Source organism: Bacillus sp. DC4300-2b2 (assembly GCF_049895685.1).
Taxonomy (GTDB): domain Bacteria; phylum Bacillota; class Bacilli; order Bacillales; family Bacillaceae; genus Bacillus; species Bacillus safensis.
Genome location: NZ_JAFCSW010000002.1, coordinates 13,407 through 27,487 on the forward strand (window position 1 = coordinate 13,407; position 14,081 = coordinate 27,487).

At 40.6% G+C, this 14,081-nt stretch carries 11 protein-coding genes; 10 read left to right on the forward strand and 1 reads right to left on the reverse strand.

Annotation, left to right across the window (positions count from 1 at the left end):
* The first annotated feature begins 23 nt into the window (after positions 1-23).
* From ACP69X_RS04960 to ACP69X_RS04985, 6 genes are all read left to right on the forward strand, one after another.
* Positions 24-1,355, forward strand: coding sequence for an alpha-glucosidase/alpha-galactosidase (locus tag ACP69X_RS04960; protein WP_041085189.1), 1,332 nt, complete (start codon positions 24-26; stop codon positions 1,353-1,355).
* A gap of 314 nt (positions 1,356-1,669) precedes the next feature.
* Positions 1,670-3,130, forward strand: a complete 1,461-nt coding sequence (locus tag ACP69X_RS04965) for a CoA-acylating methylmalonate-semialdehyde dehydrogenase (protein ID WP_064498531.1) — start codon at positions 1,670-1,672, stop codon at positions 3,128-3,130.
* Between the two features lie 225 nt (positions 3,131-3,355).
* Positions 3,356-4,897, forward strand: a complete 1,542-nt coding sequence (locus ACP69X_RS04970; RefSeq protein WP_426052489.1) for a glycoside hydrolase family 43 protein — start codon at positions 3,356-3,358, stop codon at positions 4,895-4,897.
* 35 nt (positions 4,898-4,932) lie between these two features.
* Positions 4,933-6,198: a glucuronoxylanase gene (locus ACP69X_RS04975; RefSeq protein WP_041085186.1), complete on the forward strand. Its 1,266-nt coding sequence runs from the start codon at positions 4,933-4,935 to the stop codon at positions 6,196-6,198.
* Between the two features lie 140 nt (positions 6,199-6,338).
* Positions 6,339-7,046 (forward strand): response regulator transcription factor, encoded by a 708-nt coding sequence (locus ACP69X_RS04980; protein ID WP_041085185.1) that lies wholly within the window; start codon positions 6,339-6,341, stop codon positions 7,044-7,046.
* Positions 7,047-7,048: 2 nt separating this feature from the next.
* Entirely contained in the window at positions 7,049-8,452 is a 1,404-nt protein-coding gene (locus ACP69X_RS04985) for a sensor histidine kinase (RefSeq protein ID WP_411242218.1), read from the forward strand.
* 56 nt (positions 8,453-8,508) lie between these two features.
* On the opposite strand, the gene ACP69X_RS04990 is transcribed toward ACP69X_RS04985, so the two are convergent.
* Entirely contained in the window at positions 8,509-8,817 is a 309-nt protein-coding gene (locus ACP69X_RS04990; protein ID WP_041085183.1) for a DUF4870 domain-containing protein, read from the reverse strand.
* A gap of 342 nt (positions 8,818-9,159) precedes the next feature.
* Between ACP69X_RS04990 and ACP69X_RS04995 the strand changes: the two genes are divergently transcribed.
* The 4 genes from ACP69X_RS04995 to ACP69X_RS05010 all read left to right on the forward strand — a co-directional run bounded on the left by ACP69X_RS04995 (position 9,160) and on the right by ACP69X_RS05010 (position 14,069).
* A complete protein-coding gene (locus ACP69X_RS04995) occupies positions 9,160-10,002 on the forward strand; it encodes a PRD domain-containing protein (RefSeq protein ID WP_041085182.1) in 843 nt (280 codons plus the stop codon).
* A 118-nt stretch (positions 10,003-10,120) separates the two neighbouring features.
* Positions 10,121-12,022 carry a beta-glucoside-specific PTS transporter subunit IIABC gene (locus ACP69X_RS05000; protein ID WP_041085181.1) on the forward strand — a complete coding sequence of 634 codons (1,902 nt, stop codon included), beginning with the start codon at positions 10,121-10,123 and terminating at the stop codon, positions 12,020-12,022.
* A gap of 24 nt (positions 12,023-12,046) precedes the next feature.
* Positions 12,047-13,510: a glycoside hydrolase family 1 protein gene (locus tag ACP69X_RS05005; RefSeq protein ID WP_175297145.1), complete on the forward strand. Its 1,464-nt coding sequence runs from the start codon at positions 12,047-12,049 to the stop codon at positions 13,508-13,510.
* A 157-nt stretch (positions 13,511-13,667) separates the two neighbouring features.
* Positions 13,668-14,069, forward strand: a complete 402-nt coding sequence (locus tag ACP69X_RS05010; RefSeq protein ID WP_039178999.1) for a MerR family transcriptional regulator — start codon at positions 13,668-13,670, stop codon at positions 14,067-14,069.
* Positions 14,070-14,081: the final 12 nt, after the last annotated feature.

Below are 14,081 nucleotides of genomic sequence, written 5' to 3' on the forward strand. Positions count from 1 at the left end.
GGATGTAAAAAGGAGAGTCGTCTATGTCTAAAATTACATTTATCGGTGCAGGGAGTACCGTGTTTGCTAAAAATATATTAGGAGATTGTCTGTTTGTTCCCGCCCTTGCAGGCTTTGAATTCGCATTATATGATATCGACCACAACCGGCTGAAAGAATCAGAAACGATGCTACGGCATTTAAAAGCAAATTACGGTGCAAATGTGACCATCCAGTCCTATCAAAACCGGAAAGAAGCCTTAAAGGATGCGAAATATGTCATCAATGCCATCCAAGTTGGAGGCTATAGGCCAAGTACAATCATTGATTTTGAAATACCTAAAAAATATGGATTAAGACAAACGATTGCAGATACGGTAGGGATCGGTGGCATCTTCCGTTCCCTTCGAACCATTCCTGTCATGCTTGACTTTGCAAAGGATATGGAAGAGGTTTGCCCAAGTGCTTTATTGTTAAATTACACAAACCCTATGGCCACATTGACAGGTGCAATGCTGCGCTATACTCAGGTTCAAACAGTTGGTCTCTGTCATAGTGTGCAGGTGTGTACAAAGGACCTATTTGAATCTCTTGAAATGAAACATGAAGGCATTGAAGAAAAAATCGCCGGCATTAACCATATGGCATGGTTATTAGAGGTAAAACGGGATGGTAAAGACTTGTATCCAGAAATCAAAAGACGAGCAAAAGAAAAGCAGCAATTGCGGCATCATGATATGGTTCGTTTTGAACTAATGGATAAATTCGGCTACTATGTCACAGAATCCTCAGAGCACAATGCCGAATACCATCCATATTTCATCAAATCACGCTACCCTGAACTAATCGGTCAGTTTAACATTCCGCTTGATGAATACCCGAGACGCTGCGAGGAACAAATCAACAATTGGAATACAATGAAGCATGACCTTGTAGGAAACACACAGATCACACATACCCGCTCTAAAGAATATGGTTCACGTATCATTGAAGCGATCGAAACGAACGTTCCCTTTAAATTTGGCGGAAATGTTCTAAACACTGGCGGGCTCATTGACAACCTGCCTGAAAAAGCCTGTGTAGAAGTACCATGTGTCGCAGATCGAAGCGGCATCATGCCATGCTATGTCGGAGAAATACCTGAACAATTGGCTGGACTCAATCGAACGAATATCAGCTCACAGCTGATGACCATTGAAGCAGCAATCAGCGGTAAAAAAGAACATATTTATCAAGCGGCTCTTCTGGATCCACACACAAGCGCTGAATTATCAATTGATGACACCATTAAATTATGTGATGAACTCATTGAAGCACATGGAGAGATGCTGCCAAATTATATAGAACCAAATCAATATGCCGCATCAACCAAATAATATCAATGAACCAGCCTCTACCTGATGCACAGCGCATCAGGTTTTTCTTATGAAGCAAAAAGAGGATTGACTGAGGGCCATTTTCATATTATGATTTTTCTGAAGTTAACCAACAGTTAACCAAAAAAACATCATGAATTTTTGGCATTCTCGTGTCATATGTCACAAACAAACCAGATGATCACAACGTAAACCAAAACTGCCGTTTGATTTGACAAAGAGTGTATACAGATGAATGCCCGTTAGATGAGACAATGACGATACATACACACCCTTTAAGCATGACATTCTTTAACAAAGAGGAGAGAGGGAACATGACCAAAACAGATGTACAAATGTTGAAAAATTATATTGGCGGACAATGGATTGAGGCAGAAACAAGTCAAACAGAATCAGTGTATAACCCAGCTACTGGCGAAATCATCGCGGAAGTGCCGCTTTCAACAAAAACAGATGTTGAACGTGCGGTACAAGCAGCACAGGAAGCGTTTACTACTTGGTCTAAAACTGCTGTTCCCCGGCGTGCACGCATTTTATTTAAATACCAGCAGTTACTCGTTGAGAACTGGGATGAGCTGGCTGAACTCGTAACGATTGAAAACGGAAAAAGTGTAACAGAGGCAAAAGGAGAAGTGCAGCGCGGGATTGAATGTGTGGAATTTGCTGCGGGCGCACCGACGTTAATGATGGGAAAACAGCTGCCAGATATTGCGACTGGACTTGAATCAGGCATGTACCGCTATCCCATTGGCGTCATCGGCGGCATTACGCCATTTAACTTTCCAATGATGGTTCCATGCTGGATGTTCCCGCTTGCCATTGCCTGCGGAAATACATTTGTTTTAAAACCTTCAGAACGAACTCCTATTCTTGCGGCACGGTTAGCTGAGCTGTTTGAAGAAGCGGGTCTTCCAAAAGGTGTTCTCAACATCGTCAATGGAGCTCACGATGTCGTCAACGGCCTGCTTGAACATCAAAAGGTCAAAGCCATATCATTTGTCGGCTCTCAGCCAGTCGCTGAATATGTCTATAAAAAAGGAACGGAGCATGGCAAACGTGTCCAAGCACTTGCAGGCGCAAAAAATCATTCCATTGTCCTCAAAGATGCGGATTTAGACGCGGCAACGAAACAAATCATCGGGGCTGCCTTTGGATCAGCAGGAGAGCGCTGCATGGCTGCAGCCGTTGTCGCAGTGGAAGAAGAAGTGGCTGATGAGTTGATTCAAAAATTAGTGGATGAATCAAACGAGCTCGTCATTGGAAACGGGATTAATGAAGACGTCTTTCTTGGACCAGTCATTCGAAAGGAACATAAAGAACGAACGCTTCAATACATCCAGTCAGGAATTGAAGAAGGAGCAAGCCTCATTCGTGATGGCCGGCAAGACCACGAAACAAATGGAGAAGGGTATTTCGTCGGACCGACGATCTTTGATCATGTCACAAATCAAATGAAAATTTGGCAGGACGAGATTTTCGCCCCAGTCTTATCAATTGTCCGTGTTTCTTCATTAGCAGAAGCCATCGACCTGTCCAATCAATCAAAATTTGCGAATGGTGCCTGTCTGTATACGGACAGTGCATCAAGCATAAGAGAGTTTCGCGAAAACATCGAAGCGGGCATGCTCGGTGTAAACATCGGTGTACCCGCACCAATGGCATTCTTCCCGTTTTCCGGCTGGAAGGATTCTTTCTACGGGGACTTGCATGCCAATGGAACAGACGGAGTGGAGTTTTACACAAGAAAGAAAATGGTCACCGCTCGTTATATGTAAGCTATATGCAATGAATCATAAGAAGAAAAAATGCAGCCCCAGCATGGGAGACTGCATTTTTTGTTGTCTTCTAGTCAAAAAGTAAGGGTTTTCATCATGATTACTGCAAGGATTTACACTAGAAATCATTCTTTATATTCATTCTTCATCAGTACCTCTCAACATATTTTGAAATTGGGCCTAAACCCCAATATTAGGAAGATGAAAACAGGAGGAAATGAAACGATGAGGACGAGGATGAAGTGCGGCGTTGGTTTATTGATTCTTGCTTTGGTACTGAGCTTTTTACCGGTATATGATGCGAGTGCGGCAAGCACAACAATTGCAAAACGTGTAGGAAATGCCAACCCGCTCATAGACCACCACTTGGGCGCTGATCCATTTGCGCTCACCTATAACGGAAGAGTGTACATTTATATGTCGAGTGATGACTATGAATATCACAGCAACGGAACGATTAAGGATAATTCTTTTGCCAATTTGAATAGGGTCTTTGTCATCTCTTCAGCAGATATGGTGAACTGGACAGATCATGGCGCGATTCCAGTAGCTGGGGCAAATGGAGCAAATGGCGGCAAAGGAATTGCCAAATGGGCAGGTGCTTCCTGGGCTCCATCAGCAGCGGTGAAAAAAATCAATGGGAAGGATAAATTTTTCCTTTATTTCGCGAACAGCGGCGGAGGGATTGGCGTTCTGACAGCAGACTCCCCCATCGGTCCATGGACAGATCCTATCGGAAAAGCACTCGTCACGCCAAATACACCAGGGATGGCTGGAGTTGTATGGCTTTTTGATCCTGCCGTTTTTGTAGATGATGACGGCACTGGTTATCTATATGCCGGCGGAGGTGTTCCAGGCGGTTCTAATCCAACGCAGGGACAATGGGCGAATCCTAAAACAGCAAGAGTTCTAAAACTAGGACCTGATATGACAAGTGTGGTAGGCAGCGCATCAACCATTGATGCTCCTTTTATGTTTGAAGATTCGGGGATGCATAAGTATAACGGAACCTATTACTATTCCTATTGCATCAACTTTGGCGGCTCCCACCCAGCAGATAAACCACCTGGTGAGATCGGTTATATGACGAGCTCAAGTCCGATGGGTCCCTTCACGTATAGAGGGCACTTCCTGAAAAATCCGGGTGCATTTTTCGGGGGAGGCGGTAACAACCATCATGCTGTGTTCAATTTTAAAAATGAGTGGTATGTCGTGTATCATACCCAAACGGTCAGCTCTGCTTTATACGGATCAGGAAAAGGCTACAGATCTCCGCATATTAATAAGCTTGTGCATAATGGTGACGGTTCCCTTCGAGAGGTCGCAGCCAATTTTGAAGGGGTTAAACAGCTTTCCAATCTGAATCCTTATCAGCTTGTAGAAGCTGAAACATTTGCTTGGAATGGACGCATTTTAACAGAGGCATCTTCAGCTCCAGGCGGACCGGTCAATAACCAGCATGTCACAAACATTCAAAACGGAGATTGGGTGGCTGTCAGTAACGTCGATTTCGGATCAAACGGTGCGAGAACATTTAAAGCGAATGTAGCATCAAATGCAGGCGGGAAAATAGAAGTACGCCTCGGAAGTCCTGACGGCAGACTCGTCGGAACACTGAATGTCCCTTCCACAGGGGGAACAAATAACTGGCGAGAAGTAGAAACGGCAGTAAACGGAGCAGCAGGCGTGCACAACGTATTTTTTGTCTTTACTGGAACAGGTGCAAACCTATTTCAATTTGATTCATGGCAGTTTACTCAAAGGTAACTAGGAAAGACAAGATGATAGGAGAGTGGACGAATTTGATGTCAATGATCAAAAAACCAATCTGTACTTTATTGATCTGCTTCACTATGCTGTCTGTCATGTTTATCGGACCTGGCGTCACTGAGGTTTCAGCAGCAGATGCCAATATTAATATCAATGCGGAAAGACAAGTGATTCGCGGCTTTGGTGGAATGAACCATCCGGCTTGGATTGGTGATTTGACCGCACCTCAAAGGGAAACCGCCTTTGGCAATGGACAGAATCAATTAGGATTTTCCATTCTAAGAATTTTTGTAGATGAGAACAGAAATAATTGGCACAGAGAGGTCGCAACTGCCAAAAGAGCAATAGAGCATGGAGCTTTGGTGATCGCTTCACCTTGGAATCCTCCAAGCAATATGGTAGAGACATTCAACCGGAATGGTACATCTGCAAAGCGGCTCAGATACAATCAATACGCCGCATATGCTCAGCATCTGAACGATTTTGTGACGTATATGAAAAATAATGGCGTCAATCTCTATGCTATATCTGTACAAAATGAGCCCGATTATGCACACGAATGGACATGGTGGACTCCTCAGGAAATCCTGCGTTTCATGAGAGAAAATGCTGGCTCCATTAATGCCCGCGTGATCGCGCCAGAATCCTTTCAATACCTTAAAAATATATCAGATCCTATCCTAAACGATCCGCAGGCGCTTGGAAACATGGACATTCTCGGAGCCCATTTGTACGGAACCCAAATCAGCCAGCTTCCATATCCTCTTTTCAAACAAAAAGGAGGGGGAAAGGAGCTTTGGATGACAGAGGTCTACTACCCGAATAGCGATAACAATTCAGCGGACCGCTGGCCTGAAGCATTAGGAGTTTCAGAGCATATTCACCATTCGATGGTAGAGGGGGACTTTCAGGCATATGTTTGGTGGTACATCCGCAGATCCTACGGTCCTATGAAAGAAGATGGCCTGATCAGCAAACGCGGTTATAACATGGCGCATTTCTCCAAGTTTGTACGCCCAGGATACGTCAGAATTGATGCAACGAAAAGTCCTGAACCGAATGTTTTCGTATCAGCCTATAAAGGAAACAATCAGGTCGTCATTGTCGCGATTAACAAAAACAATACAGGAGTCAATCAGCACTTTGTGATGCAAAATGGAACTGCTTCACAAGCGTCAAGATGGATCACAAGCAGCAACAGCAACCTTCAGCCTGGTACAGACTTAAATATATCAGGTAATCAATTTTGGGCTCATCTCCCGGCTCAAAGTGTGACAACATTTGTGGTCAAACGCTAGAATGAATTGAATCACCAAAAGCCAATTTTCTCATTTCAAAAGAAAATTGGCTTTTTTTATGCAAATAGGAAGTTGATTTTTTCACTTTGTACTTACATTGGGTATAATAATGGCAATGACTTCAGGAGAGTGATCAATGTATGCCAAAGCTTCAAAGCAAAGTATTAATGATCGATGACGAAAAAGAAATCTTGGAATTAATTAACACTGTATTAACAAGAGAAGGCATTGATCGCGTCATAACTGCTTCAACTGCCCGTGATGGGCTTGCAAAATTTCATCAAGAACAACCCGACCTTGTCATACTTGATATTATGCTGCCAGACGGTGAAGGCTATGATATTTGCAGACAAATCAGAGAGACCTCCCATGTTCCGATTATCTTTTTATCAGCAAAGGGAGAGGAATCAGACAAAATTGTGGGACTTGCCATCGGCGGGGATGACTATATTACAAAACCGTTTAGCCCAAAGGAAGTCGCCTACAGGGTGAAAGCGCAGCTGAGACGGATCTCATACTTGCAGTCAACTCAAGCCGATCCAGTGATCAAAAAAGGGCCGTTTGAGTTAAACGAGCAGCAAGCAGAACTGACTAAAAATGGTGCGGTCATTGAGCTCACACCAAAAGAGCTTCTGATGATGACCTACTTCTTGCAGCATCCGAACCGCGTCATCAGTAAAGAAACGCTTTATCAAACCGTTTGGGGGGAAGACTTCTTCGGTTCTGACAATACGGTGATGGTTCATATCCGAAGACTTCGGGAAAAAATAGAGGATACTCCGTCAACACCAAAGTTTCTCGTCACCGTCAAAGGGCTTGGTTATAAATTTGTTGTAAAGGATGCGTAAAGATGAAATGGCGATTAACAGGCAGGTATATGGTCTCTGTCATTATCGTGACCATTATCACGGTCTTTATCAACTTATTCGGATTTATGATTTGGCTCGTACTTCAGGCAAACAGCCAGCATAACGAGGAAAATACACCCGAAACCTTCACAAGATCATTTGAACAATATGTCTCTTTTTCTGATCAAGGAATTTCCGTAAACAAAGAAGGGCAGAAAGCCTTAAAACAACAGAATGCATGGATTCAAATTTTAGACGAAAATGGCCAAGATGTGTATCATGCACGGGCACCTAAAGGATTAAAGAACAAATATACACCGATAGAAATCGTGAACTTACATAAATATAAAGATAAGCAATTATTATCGACCATTTATGCTGGCGGAAAAAAAGTAAAAGGCAAAGAATACAGCTACTTTATCGGATTTAAAGACCCTTCCATCGGAAAATACCTATTCTCGTTTGACACGAAGGACTTAGTAACAAGATTCAATATCGCGACGATGATTTTATTATCAATTGATGCCATCATAGCGTTACTCATTGGTTACTTATTCAGCCGGCAGCTCACAAAACCGCTCGGCCGTGCCATTCATAGCATCCAGCGGCTGGCAAACGGAGATTACACGACAAATCTGCCTGCTAAAGGAATTTATAAAGATGTCTTCTATAATGTCAATCACTTATCAGAGCAGCTCGCTTCAAGCAAAAAAGAAAAAGACAAACTAGAGCAAATGCGGGAAGAATGGATCAGCCATATTTCACATGATATCAAAACGCCGCTAGCTTCTATTCAAGGCTATGCAGAAATCATGAAAGATCCAAAGTATCCTCTTTCAAAGCAAGACATTAGACATTACGCGGGCATCATTGAGAATAAATCATTGTATATCAAAGATGTCATGGAGGATCTAAATTTAACAACAAGGCTGAAAAATAACGGCGTCATGCTCAATAAAGAGCTGGTCAACATTGTGTCACTGCTGCGGGAAACGTTAATCGATATTTTAAACGATTCAAGCTATGCCGATCAGACGATTGAGCTTCAAACGAATGAAGACAAGCTCATGCTGAATATTGATAAAATCCTCATTCGAAGAGCGGTCACCAATCTGATTTTAAATGCCCTCGTTCACAATGATCCTGATGTGACGATTATTGTACAGCTTGAACAAAAAGAAAGAACCCATATTACGATTCAAGACAACGGCAGAGGAATAGAAGAGGCAGAGCTGGAAAAAGTGTTTGACCGCTATTACAGAGGGACGAATACAGGAGTTTCGCATGCAGGCTCTGGTCTTGGGATGGCTATTGCAAAGGATATTATCGTCAAGCACGACGGGGATATCACAATCCGCAGCAATGTAGGGAAAGGAACAACAATTGATATCCAACTACCAGCATGAAAACATACAAAAAAACGGTTCTGATCAACAACAGAACCGTTTTTTTCATCTATTATTTATTCTGAAAACACTTTGATGCCTTTCACAATGTTCCAAATGAAGAAGTAGATAGCAACAAGGAATGTTACTGCATATGTCGCAATTAAGAAAGGCCCCGCATGGCTGATATCTTTCATACCAAGTAAACCTGAACCAAGGATGCCAATACCAAAAATCAAATAAGGAATAATATGCGTCCATAATGATTTTTTCGCATGATATTTCACGTCGTCCTGACCTAAGAAATAGACGATAATTGGGAACAAAAATGGTGCGAAAAAGATACTGAAGTAACATAATGAAGACAAGACTTTATTTCCTTTCACAACGTTTCACCTCTATGATTTATTAACTACAAACCCATTGTACTACCTGAACCTTAACCTGTATTAATCCGAACCTTACAGCAACCTTAAACTTATTTACCTTTTAAAATAATTTATAAGCGACATACTATAATATAGGTATTTAAATCTATTTTACCGAAAAAATAGTTGACTTTGGTTTATCCTGTGTTTACAATAAAGTCGTAACCGATGCAGGAGTGTTACTGATATCATCAGGCACCACCAAGTCAGGTAAACATGTTGTACATTTGTACGTTGTTTGCTGAGATTTTGGTGTTTTTTTATGCTTTTTTTAGCAGTTTTAGGTAAGGTGGGATGAAGATGTTCACCGTCGTTAAAGTTTTAAACAATAATATCGTATTAGCTCTAACAGACACTCAAAATGAAGTAGTTGTTTTTGGTACCGGAATAGGCTTTAAGAAGAAAAAAGGTGATACTCTTGATGAGAGCGCTGTCAGTAAGACATTTTATTCTGATCAGACGTCTCCATTAGAATCTCAACTTGCCGCTATCCCAACAGATATTCTTTTATTAACTGAAAAAATCATTCATATGGGCGAAGAGATGTTGAATAAAAAATTAGGTTCCAGCATGCTGTTTTCGCTATCTGATCATCTTACCTTTTCTATTCAAAGGCATCAAGAAAAAATGGAATATGAGAACCCGATCGTATGGGAAATTCCACATCTATATTTTCAAGAATATCAAATTGGGAAAAAAGCACTTAAAATTATTCAAAAAATGATGGGGATTACTTTTGAAGATACAGAAGCCTCACTCATTGCCCTTCATTTTGTAAACGCTCAAATAGATGGTCAGTCTATGGGAGATACGATCAAAATGACCCATCTCACGAAAGAAATCGTTAAGATTATTCAAAACATTTTCGAGATGGTATTAGATAAATCATCGATAGATTATTCGAGGTTTATCACTCATTTGAGATATTTTATTGTCAGACAAGAAACAAATCAACCGCCTCAGCAGATGGATGATTCATTAAAAGAATTAATTCAGGATCGTTATATGAAGAGCTATGCATGCGGTTTGATTATTAAAGAAATGTTAAAACGTGAATTTAATTGGAATGTCACAGAAGACGAACTTGTTTTTCTAGTCATTCATATTGAAAGAATCACAAAGAAACATCAACAGAATACTTGATTTCTTTTAGGCGTGTTATGAAAAAGCATTAACCTAAACAAATCTCCATTTAGAAGAATGGTCTTTCTAATGGTGGATTTTGTTTAGGTTTTTTTTGTGAAAATGAAGGGGTGAAGACATGAACACCAAAGAATTGGCGCAAGAAATTATCAAATTAATCGGCGGAACCGGCAATATATCTCAAAGCTGGCATTGTATTACGAGGCTGAGATTTAATATCAACGATGAAAAACAGGTAAAAGTAGATGAACTGAAAACAGTAGATGGAGTGCTCGGAGCGCAATTCCAAAGCGGTCAATTCCAAGTCATTATTGGAGCAAAAGTTGCAGAAGTCTATGAGGAAATCGACCAATTGATTGGTGACAGCAGCAATGATTCTTCTACTGCTAAAAATACGTCAAAAATGAATCCAATTGAAGTCGTATTCGATGTCATTAGCGGAATTTTCACACCGATTTTGCCGGCGATTGTTGGTAGTGGATTGATTAAAGGGATCATGGCCTTGTTCGTTAGTTTAGGCTGGCTGACGGAAAAAAGCTCTACCTATGCTGTACTACAAATCTTTTCAAATGCTGTCTTTTACTTTTTACCTTTCCTCATTGCTTATTCTGCAGCGAAGAAATTTAAAACACGAGAATCTCTCGCGATGGCACTCGCTGGGATTTTATTGTATCCGACGATGGTGGAAGGGGCAGCAAAAGGGGCAGATCCACTTAGTTTTTTAGGATTGAGTATTCCATTAAATAATTATACTTCTTCCGTTTTACCGATTATTTTAGGAGTACTGCTACTTAGCTTTATCGATAAGTGGATAACGAAAGTCATTCCAAAATCCTTAAGCATCGTATTTACACCGGTACTGAGCTTAATGATCACAGCGCCTCTAACACTAGCTTTCATAGCGCCTATTGGAAACGTTTTCGGTCAGTATTTAGAGATCTTTTTCACTTCTTTATTTCATTTTGCTGGACCGATTGCAGGATTATTAATGGGAGGCCTCATGCCTTTAATTGTGCTAACTGGGATGCATTACGCATTCTTCCCAAGCACGTTTGCCAGCTTTGAAAAAGTTGGTTACGATATCATGCTGCTTCCGATGAACTTTATTGCCAATATGGCGCAAGCAGGCGCAGTTTTAGGTGTTATCATTCGCACGAAACGAGTAGAAACGAGGTCTTTGGCAATATCAACATTGCTTCCGAGTTTCTTTGGTATTACAGAACCAGCCATTTATGGAGTCACACTGAGATTGAAAAAGCCTTTCTATGCTTCAATAATTGGCGGCGCAGTTGGCGGATGTTTTTATGGTTTATTTTCAGTCAAAACGACAGCATTTTCAATTCCAGGTATTACTTCTCTGCCAACCTACATTATGAAAGGCACAAACAATTTCCAGCTCGCTTTAATTGGAATAGCGCTGAGCTTTTTAGTCTCACTGCTTGTCACTATGTTCCTTGGTTTCAAGGAACCTGCTACAAAAGATGAAGATCAGCCGAAAAAACAGAAAGAGTCATCTGAAAATCCAGAGAATGCAGTCAATCAACAAGCTGCCAGACAAGTAAACCCTTATGAAGTACAAGCACCTATAACTGGTCAGGTCGTCCCTTTATCTGAAGTCAATGACGCCGTCTTCTCAAGTGAAATGATGGGCAAGGGAGTAGCGATTATGCCTGATAAGGGGGTGGTACAAGCGCCGTTTTCCGGAAAAGTAGTAACCGTTACACCTACTAAACATGCAATAGGTTTGGTTTCAGATGATGGGATTGAATTATTAATACATGTAGGGATTGATACCGTCAGCCTAAATGGTCAATTCTTTGAGGTGTTGGTGGAAGAAGGAGATGAAATCAACATCGGGGATCATTTATTATCATTTGATATAGAAGGAATTCAATCAAAAGAATTAAATGTCGTGACACCTATTATCGTCACTAATTCCTCGAAGTACCTGGATGTCATCCATACAGGTGACTCTTATGTCAACGCAGGAGAAAATAAACTCTTAATGCTCATTCATTAATCATAAATAGAAGGGATGATTGAAATGAAAGAATTAAAAAAAGGTTTTTCAGATAATTTTCTATGGGGTGGCGCAACAGCTGCCAATCAAATAGAGGGCGCATATTTAGAAGGCGGGAAAGGGCTTTCAACTTCAGACTTCGCGGCATATAAAGATCCCTATGCACAAGGAAAAGTAAACAACTTTACATTCGATGTTAGTTCAGCTGAACTAAACAAATACAAGGAAAATCCTGATGCATTTGATTTCCCAAAAAGACGCGGAATTGATTTTTATCATCGTTATGAAGAAGATATCGCACTGTTTGCAGAAATGGGATTTAAAGTCTTTCGTTTGTCCATCTCATGGGCAAGAATCTTTCCAACAGGTTTAGAGAACAAGCCGAATGAAGAAGGGTTAGCTTTTTACGATAAAGTATTTGATGAATGTGCGAAATATGGAATTGAACCGCTAGTAACGATGTCTCATTATGAAATGCCGATTACCTTAACAGAGAAATATAATGGATGGATGAGTAGAGAGCTTGTCCCATTGTTCGAAAAATACGCACGTGCGATTTTAGAAAGATATAAAAACAAAGTGAAATATTGGATTACGTTTAATGAAATGAATATGAACCTCAATAGTCTTTATACAGGTGCTGGCATTTTAGAGGATTTAGTAGACCATAAATTACAGGCTGCTTACCAAGCGTCTCACCATCAATTTGTGGCAAGTGCATTAACAGTGAAGGCAGCGAAGGAAATCATTCCAGATGTCCAAATTGGCTGTATGATTAACCAAATTGAAGCCTATGCAAAAACAACAAAACCAGAGGATCAGCTGCAGGCAGTTAAATCGAATCAATTGAATATGTTCTATCCTGATGTTCAAGCTAGAGGCGAATATCCAACATACATGGTGAAATACTTTGCTGATAATCAAATCAAGCTGGATATTGAAGAGCAGGATGAACAAATTTTGAAAGAGGGCACTGTTGATTTTGTTGCGATCAGCTACTATATGTCACACGTAGCAGAAGCGCGTGAAGATGCCGCTGAGCTAGCGGGTACGTTTGACAGCCCAATTAAAAATGAACACTTGGAATTATCACAATGGGATTGGCCGATCGATCCAATGGGTCTGCGCATTTCATTAATTAAACTGTATGACAGATACCAAAAGCCTTTATTTGTTTGTGAAAATGGACTTGGCGCAAGAGATACATTGACACAAGATGGAAAAATCCACGATGATTATCGAATTGATTATTTGAAAAAACATATTGAACAGATGAAAGAAGCAGTAAAAGAAGGTGTTGACTTAATGGGATACACACCTTGGGGCTGTATTGACTTAATCAGCTGCGGAACATCTCAAATGACTAAACGCTATGGTTTGATCTATGTGGATCAAGACGACCTAGGAAATGGTACACTGAATCGTTACCGTAAAAATTCATTTTTCTGGTACAAAAATGTAATTGCATCAAATGGAGAAGACCTATAAAAGCAGATTGAATGATGAAAAACACCATCTCAGGGCGCCTTAACCGGCTGCAAGCGATGGTGTTTTATTTTTCACGAAAACATCTCTTGACCTTGAAGTATAGTTCAACCTTTATAATGTAATTATAGTAAAACAAAATCACGAAAAAGGAGTAACAATGGAGTTGATGACTAGAGGTGAACTTGCCAAACAAACTGGAATAAGCCCTGCCGCAATTCGTTACTATGAAGAACACAACATTTTACCTGTCCCGAGACGCCGTTCGAACGGTTATAGACTATACACAGAAGATTACATTGTGAAAATTCAATTGATCAAAGATGCCAAATCATTGGGTTATTCACTAAAGGAAATAAAAGAAATATTGGAAATGCTGAGTCAAGACATAGAACTAGATACTTTAAAAAGAATTGTAAAACATAAACATGAAGAAATTGAAAAGAAAATTAAAAGCCTGCGCCTCATTCAAGACCTTTTATCTAACTTATTAAAGACTCCTGAGAAAGAAGTACAAGTGTATCTCAAATCATTTCGTGTGATGAATGAGGATGACGAATAAACATATCTGCTT

Coding starts and splice junctions, on each gene's coding strand:
- ACP69X_RS04960 (WP_041085189.1), top strand. CDS start 24: ATGTCTAAAATTACATTTATCGGTGCAGGGAGTACCGTGTTTGCTAAA.
- ACP69X_RS04965 (WP_064498531.1), top strand. CDS start 1,670: ATGACCAAAACAGATGTACAAATGTTGAAAAATTATATTGGCGGACAA.
- ACP69X_RS04970 (WP_426052489.1), top strand. CDS start 3,356: ATGAGGACGAGGATGAAGTGCGGCGTTGGTTTATTGATTCTTGCTTTG.
- ACP69X_RS04980 (WP_041085185.1), top strand. CDS start 6,339: ATGCCAAAGCTTCAAAGCAAAGTATTAATGATCGATGACGAAAAAGAA.
- ACP69X_RS04985 (WP_411242218.1), top strand. CDS start 7,049: ATGAAATGGCGATTAACAGGCAGGTATATGGTCTCTGTCATTATCGTG.
- ACP69X_RS04995 (WP_041085182.1), top strand. CDS start 9,160: ATGTTCACCGTCGTTAAAGTTTTAAACAATAATATCGTATTAGCTCTA.
- ACP69X_RS05000 (WP_041085181.1), top strand. CDS start 10,121: ATGAACACCAAAGAATTGGCGCAAGAAATTATCAAATTAATCGGCGGA.
- ACP69X_RS05005 (WP_175297145.1), top strand. CDS start 12,047: ATGAAAGAATTAAAAAAAGGTTTTTCAGATAATTTTCTATGGGGTGGC.
- ACP69X_RS05010 (WP_039178999.1), top strand. CDS start 13,668: ATGGAGTTGATGACTAGAGGTGAACTTGCCAAACAAACTGGAATAAGC.